General features: G+C 63.5%; 8 protein-coding genes. 3 read left to right on the top strand and 5 right to left on the bottom strand.

All coding sequences use genetic code 11. The features are described 5' to 3' along the window. Positions 1 to 280: 280 nt before the first annotated feature. From NKH57_RS33255 to NKH57_RS33245, 3 genes are all read left to right on the top strand, one after another. Positions 281 to 1,246 carry an ABC transporter permease gene (locus NKH57_RS33255; RefSeq protein ID WP_352950567.1) on the top strand — a complete coding sequence of 322 codons (966 nt, stop codon included), beginning with the start codon at positions 281 to 283 and terminating at the stop codon, positions 1,244 to 1,246. Next, positions 1,236 to 2,051 (top strand): ABC transporter permease, encoded by an 816-nt coding sequence (locus tag NKH57_RS33250; RefSeq protein WP_023758230.1) that lies wholly within the window; start codon positions 1,236 to 1,238, stop codon positions 2,049 to 2,051. Before NKH57_RS33255 ends, NKH57_RS33250 begins: the two co-directional genes overlap by 11 nt. A gap of 103 nt (positions 2,052 to 2,154) precedes the next feature. Beyond that, entirely contained in the window at positions 2,155 to 3,582 is a 1,428-nt protein-coding gene (locus tag NKH57_RS33245) for a gamma-aminobutyraldehyde dehydrogenase (protein ID WP_352950565.1), read from the top strand. A gap of 107 nt (positions 3,583 to 3,689) precedes the next feature. On the opposite strand, the gene NKH57_RS33240 is transcribed toward NKH57_RS33245, so the two are convergent. From NKH57_RS33240 to fdhD, 5 genes are all read right to left on the bottom strand, one after another. Then, positions 3,690 to 4,004, bottom strand: coding sequence for a hypothetical protein (locus NKH57_RS33240; protein WP_023758227.1), 315 nt, complete (start codon positions 4,002 to 4,004; stop codon positions 3,690 to 3,692). 124 nt (positions 4,005 to 4,128) lie between these two features. After that, positions 4,129 to 4,491, bottom strand: coding sequence for a nuclear transport factor 2 family protein (locus NKH57_RS33235; RefSeq protein WP_352950562.1), 363 nt, complete (start codon positions 4,489 to 4,491; stop codon positions 4,129 to 4,131). Between the two features lie 83 nt (positions 4,492 to 4,574). Next, positions 4,575 to 4,724 carry a hypothetical protein gene (locus NKH57_RS33230; RefSeq protein WP_502907368.1) on the bottom strand — a complete coding sequence of 50 codons (150 nt, stop codon included), beginning with the start codon at positions 4,722 to 4,724 and terminating at the stop codon, positions 4,575 to 4,577. A gap of 315 nt (positions 4,725 to 5,039) precedes the next feature. Then, positions 5,040 to 5,351 (bottom strand): formate dehydrogenase subunit delta, encoded by a 312-nt coding sequence (locus NKH57_RS33225; protein ID WP_352604019.1) that lies wholly within the window; start codon positions 5,349 to 5,351, stop codon positions 5,040 to 5,042. Further along, positions 5,341 to 6,171: a formate dehydrogenase accessory sulfurtransferase FdhD gene (fdhD, locus tag NKH57_RS33220; RefSeq protein WP_352950560.1), complete on the bottom strand. Its 831-nt coding sequence runs from the start codon at positions 6,169 to 6,171 to the stop codon at positions 5,341 to 5,343. Before fdhD ends, NKH57_RS33225 begins: the two co-directional genes overlap by 11 nt. Positions 6,172 to 6,310: the final 139 nt, after the last annotated feature.

Raw genomic sequence — 6,310 nt, 5'->3', positions numbered from 1 at the left:
CCGGGCGTCCCCCCTACCACCCGCTCGTATCTCCCGGTGTCTCCGCGCCCGGTATCCGCGTGTTGGCCCCCCTGCCCCCCCCTCTGTCCTGCCGGACATCTCCCCCTCAAGGGGGGAGATCAGTAGCTTCCCGGCCTCGCCAATTCTGCCACGTAGGAGATTGGCGAAACCCGAATGGACAGCCAATCTCCCCCCTTGAGGGGGAGATGTCCGGCAGGACAGAGGGGGGCGCCGTAGAGCGCTACCTGTCTCATGATCTCCCGCAATACAGAGCGGCCCGATGACAATCGCCGCGCTCAACTCCAATCCCACCCCCGCCATCCTGCCGGGCAGCGGCGGCTTGCGAGGCGCGCTGTCGGATCTTTTCTGGCGCAAGCCGAAGGTCCTGCTGCTGCTCATGCTGCTGCCACCGGTGCTGTGGCTCGGGATCGTCTATATCGGCTCGCTATTCGCCCTCCTGGCGCAGAGTTTTTTCTCCATCGACGAGTTTTCCGGCCTCATCAACCGAGAGTTCACGTTGAAGACCTATGCCGACCTGTTCCAGGCCCCCAATCTCGACATCATCCTGCGGACGGTGACGATGGCGGCTCTGGTCACGCTGGCCTCGGCCGTCGTCGCCTTCCCGATCGCCTACTACGCGGCGCGCTATGCGCGCGGCCGCTGGAAGGCGCTGTTCTACCTCGGCATCATGCTGCCGCTGTGGTCGAGCTACCTGGTCAAGATCTATGCCTGGAAGCTTATCCTGGCCAAGGAAGGAATCCTGACCTGGCTGCTCGCCAAGCTGCATCTGTCGTGGGTACTCGACGCCTGGCTGTCGCTGCCGGTCGTTGGCGGCAATTCGCTGTCGGTGTCGTTCACCGGCACCTTCATCGTCTTCGTCTATGTCTGGCTGCCTTTCATGATCCTGCCGGTACAGGCGGCGCTCGAGCGCGTGCCCGGCAATCTGGTCGAGGCATCGTCCGACTTGGGGGCTTCGCCGGGACAGACCTTCCGCAACGTGCTGTTCCCGCTGGCGTTGCCGGGCATAGTCGCCGGCTCGATCTTTACCTTTTCGCTGACGCTCGGCGACTACATCATCCCGCAGATCATCGGCACCTCGCGGCTGTTCATCGGCCAGGCGGTCTATTCGCAGCAAGGCACCGCCGGCAACATCCCGCTCGCCGCCGCCTTCACCGTGGTGCCGATCGTCATCATGGGATTCTATCTCTGGGGCGCCAAGCGCATGGGGGCCTTCGATGCGCTCTGATGGCTCGCAATCCGCGCCCCTCAGCCTGAAGGTGGCCGCCGCCTGCGGGCTGCTTTTCCTGCACCTGCCGATCCTGCTGATCTTCGTCTACGCGTTCACCACCGAAGAGAAGAGTTTCGTCTGGCCGCCGCCGGGGCTGACGACGCAATGGTTCGCCGTTACCTGGAACCGGCCCGACGTCTGGCAGGCGCTGTCGCTGTCGGTCAGGGTCGCGGCCATCTCGACGGCGATAGCGCTCGTCCTCGGCACGCTCTGTTCGGCGGCTGTGTCGCGGACGAAATTCTTCGGCCGCGAAACCATCTCGCTGCTGGTCATCCTGCCGATCGCGCTGCCCGGCATCATCACCGGCATTGCGTTGCGCTCGGCCTTTTCGCTGGCCGACATCCCGTTCTCGTTCTGGACGATCGTGCTAGGCCACGCCACCTTCTGCGTCGTCGTCGTCTACAACAACGCCGTCGCCCGCTTTCGCCGCACATCGGGCTCGATGATCGAGGCGTCGATGGATCTTGGTGCCGACGGCTTCCAGACCTTCCGCCATGTCGTGCTGCCCAACATCGCCACCGCGCTGCTGGCCGGCGGCATGCTGGCCTTTGCCTTGTCTTTCGATGAGGTCATCGTCACCACCTTCACCGCAGGCCAGCAGCAGACGCTACCGATCTGGATGCTGGAAGAGCTGATCCGTCCGCGCCAGCGCCCGGTCACCAACGTCGTCGCCATGGTCGTGGTGCTGGTGACGCTGCTGCCGATCCTTGCCGCCTATTACCTCACCCGCGACGGCGACCAGATCGCTGGAAGCGGGAAATGAAAAACAGCGAATAGGGAGTAGCGAATAGCGAATAGGGAAACCGACTGCCAAGACCTGCTCGCTGCTCGCTATTCGCTACTCGCTCCTGTTCAAGGAGAACCCGATGGAAACCCAGATGCTGATCGGCTCGAAATTCGAGAAGGGCACCGAAACCGAGGAACCCATCCTCAATCCGAAGACCGGGGCGACCATCCTCAACCTGCCCGAGGCCAGCCAGGCACAGATCGAGGCGGCGGTACTGGCGGCCGAAAAGGCGTTCTTCCTGTGGTCGCGCACCACGCCGGCGCAGCGCTCCGGCTATCTCCTGAAGATCGCCGACCGCATCGAGGCCGCCGCGAAGGAGTTCGCCACGCTCGAGGCGTTGAACTGCGGCAAGCCGGTCAACGCCGTGCTCAATGACGAGATCCCGGCCATCGTCGACTGCTATCGCTTCTTTGCCGGCGCCGTGCGCTCGATGCCGGGCGTCGTCGCCGGCGAATATATTCCCGGCCATACCTCGATGGTCCGCCGCGACGCCATCGGCATCGTCGCTTCCATCGCGCCGTGGAACTACCCGCTGATGATGATGGCCTGGAAGCTGGCGCCGGCGATCGCCGGCGGCAACACCGTCGTCTTCAAGCCGTCCGAGCAGACGCCGCTGACGGCCTTGAAACTGGCGAAGATCCTTGCCGAGATCCTGCCTGAAGGCGTGGTCAATGTCGTGCTCGGCCGCGGCGACAGCGTCGGCAACACGCTGATCAACCATCCCAAGGTCAACATGATCTCGATCACCGGTGACGTCGCCACCGGCAAGAAGGTGCTGCAGGCGGCCGCCAAGTCGGTCAAGCGCACCCATCTCGAACTCGGCGGCAAGGCGCCGGTCATCGTCTTCGACGATGCCGACCTCCGCTCGGTGGTCAACGGCCTGCGCGCCTTCGGCTACTACAATGCCGGCCAGGATTGCACCGCCGCCTGCCGCATCTATGCCGGCAAGAAGATCTACGACAAGCTTGTCGCCGATCTGTCCTCAGCCGTCTCGACCATCAAGTACAATCGCCCAGACGACACCGAAAACGAGATCGGGCCGCTGATCTCGCGCCGCCAGCGCGACCGCGTCTCGAGCTTCGTCGAGCGCGCCTCGGAACTGAAGCACATCGAGATCACCACCGGTGGCAAACCGGGCGAGGGCTCCGGATTCTATTACCTGCCGACCGTCGTTGCCGGCGCCCTGCAGGAAGACGAGATCGTGCGCCGCGAAGTGTTCGGGCCGGTCGTCTCGATCACCCGTTTCACCGAAGTCGACGAGGCGGTAAACTGGGCCAATGACAGCGACTATGGCCTTGCATCCTCGGTGTGGACCAAGGACGTGTCGCGCGCCATGGCGACTGCCGCGCGCCTCCAGTACGGCTGCACCTGGATCAACACCCACTTCATGCTGACCAACGAGATGCCGCATGGCGGGCTGAAACAGTCCGGCTACGGCAAGGACATGTCGCTCTACGCGCTCGAGGACTACACCGCCGTCCGGCACGTGATGGTTGCGCATAGCTAGTGCCTTCCCTTCTCCCCGTTTACGGGGAGAAGGTGGCCCGAAGGGCCGGATGAGGGGCGGCGCGACGCTTCCAAAGCTGGCTCTGCCCCTCATCGGTGAGAAGCGCACTACTCCACGATGCGGTAGATATTCCACAGGCTGGTGCCTGACACGACGTAGGGCTCCATCTCCTTGCCCCATTTGGCGTGCGCGTCGATCTTGCCGATCTTGGCGAAGAACGCCTCCAGCTGGGCCAGGCTCTCGACCTGATGGTGCGACTCGACCGTCGCTTCCCGGGCGCCGATCGAGCCGGTCATGATCTTGAACTCGAGGTCGGCGAGTCCGACCTGCGAGCCGATCTCGCGTTCCCATTTCTTCAACAGGTCGAGCACGGTCTGCTTGTGTCCGAACTTGGCGTCGATCTGCCATCTGGCGCTGAACATTGTCTTCTCCTCCGGGGTTGAAGCCGGGGCATGATCCCGAAAAGTGGAATCCGATCGGGATCAGGCACCAGCACTGAAATAGAGCCCATCCCGATTCAATCGGGATGGCAGCTTCGCCGTTGACCTACTCGTCCCATGCCTGCACGACGGTCTGCCGTGCAATCAGCCCATTCTTCAGCTCCAGCGTCGCGGCGCAGAACACCTTGGTCCCGTCCGGATAGGCGCAGGCTTGTGTGAAGGCGAGGTTGTCGCCCTCGGCGATGGTGGTGTCGACCTTATGGGTCATCGCACGGCTGCAGATGTCATCCCAGAAGGTGCTGATCGCCGCGCGGCCGCGAATCTCCCGCGGCTTGCTCGGCGGGTTGTTGCGGTCGATCACCCGCACCAGCGCGTCGTCGGCATAGAAGCTCGACAGCATCCTGCCGTCACGGCCTTCGATCGCCTTCTTGATCGCCGCGCCGTTCACTGTTTGGGTCTTGGTCAGCATTTCATCCTCCATTGGCCCGTCTTCCGATCGGGCGGTTGATGGTCGAAGTGCTGCCCGGCGTTCACCGCCGGGCAGTGATTTCTTCACTGCGACTTCGCCTTGACGGCCGCGAACACGTCGTCGGTCTGCTTCTTGAAGGTCGCGAGATCGACCTGGCTGCCGTTGAGCATCGTCGACCAGTGGCGCACGATCGCCGACATCGCGACCGCCTCCACACGGTCCACCTCGGCCACGGCGCTTGTCGAACAGGATCAGCCGCGAGAACGCCGAAAGCCGCTTCAGGAGCCTGGTATAACCTTCGTCTTCCCAGTGCAGATCGAGATTGGAAATGAAGCCCGGCACGAAGACGAGATCGAACGATCCTTGGCCGGCCACCTGATAGGCGATCCGCACATCGCCGCTGCGGGCGGCGTATCGGGTCTCGATCGGCCTCACGAGGTTTGTCCGCCTGGCCTGACGATTTCTGGTCGTAAACCATAGCAGAGCAACGCCGATCGGGGCAGCCCAAACCTTAGCGATAAGGAATATACGTCGGCGTGGCTCGACGACTATTTTTGCGAGGCGGCGATGTCGGCCGGAGAAGCCTTGAGCCCGAGCCTGATGTCGGCCTCGGCTGGTGTGATCGGTCGCTTGATCCTGGCGGAGGCAGCAACCACCAACTCGTTGAAATCCGCGGCGCCGCCGTCCAGCATCTCGAAGAACTGCCGCCGCATTCTCGGCTCCCAGAACTTGTTGATGTGCTCTGCGACGCCGGCAATGCCTTCCTCGCGCGGCTTGGAATGGAAAAAATCGGCGATCTGGTTCGCCATGCGCACCAGCTTCTCGCTGGTGCTCATGATGTGTTCTTCGTCATGCGACATGCTTGGCAACTCCGCAAACCACCCGGTCGGGGTGGGTGAAAATATCAAAATCGTCGCCGCGAACCAGCGCCACCAGCGTCATGCCAGCCTCTTGCGCCGTGCGGATGGCCAATGCGGTCGGCGCCGAGACGGCGATGATGAAGGCCGAGCCGATAGAAGCCGCCTTCTGCACCATTTCGACCGAAACGCGCGACGTCACCACGACAGCACCGGATGCGCCGTCGATGCCGGCCTTGGCCAGCGCGCCAGCCAGCTTGTCCAGCGCATTGTGACGGCCGACATCTTCGCGCGCCATGACGATGCCCTTGCCGGGCACATAGAAGCCGGCGGCATGCACCGCTCCGGTCTCGCTGTGCAGAGGCTGCACTTTCGACAGAAGCTTGACCGAGGCGGCGATATCGTCGGCATCAAGTGTAAGTTTCGACGCACCAACCGCGTCGACCGAGCGCATTGCTTCTTCGATGGATTCGATGCCGCAGAGCCCGCAGCCAACCGGGCCGGCCAATCGCCTGCGCCGCGCCTCGAAACGCGTGTTGGCGGTGTCCTTCAACCGGATCTGGATGTCGATGCCGGCACGATGGTCCTCGACCTCGATCGCTTCGATCTCGTCGGGCTGCGCAATGATGCCTTCGGTTAGCGAGAAACCGAGCGCGAAATCCTCGAAATCGGCTGGGCTCGCCATCATCACCGCATGCGTGGTGCCGGCGAAGGAGAACGCAACCGGCGTCTCTTCCGGCACCATGCGGTCGGCCGGGGCGGTGCCGCTGGCGCGGTGCGCGAGACGGGAAATCTGGCTGATTGGCTGGCGTTGGCGGGTCACGCAGCACGCCCCTCTGGCCTGCCGGAAAAGCCGTCCCCCACTCCGTCGCTGCTGCGCAGCGCCACCTCTCCCCCCTCCGGAGGGAGAGGAAGGGAACCCAGCGTGAGGAGCGGTGGCTAGAATAAGTTCGCGCCCTTCC

It is taken from the genome of Mesorhizobium sp. M1050, assembly GCF_040318715.1.
Taxonomy (GTDB): domain Bacteria; phylum Pseudomonadota; class Alphaproteobacteria; order Rhizobiales; family Rhizobiaceae; genus Mesorhizobium.
This window is presented reverse-complemented; position numbering and strand designations above follow the sequence as displayed.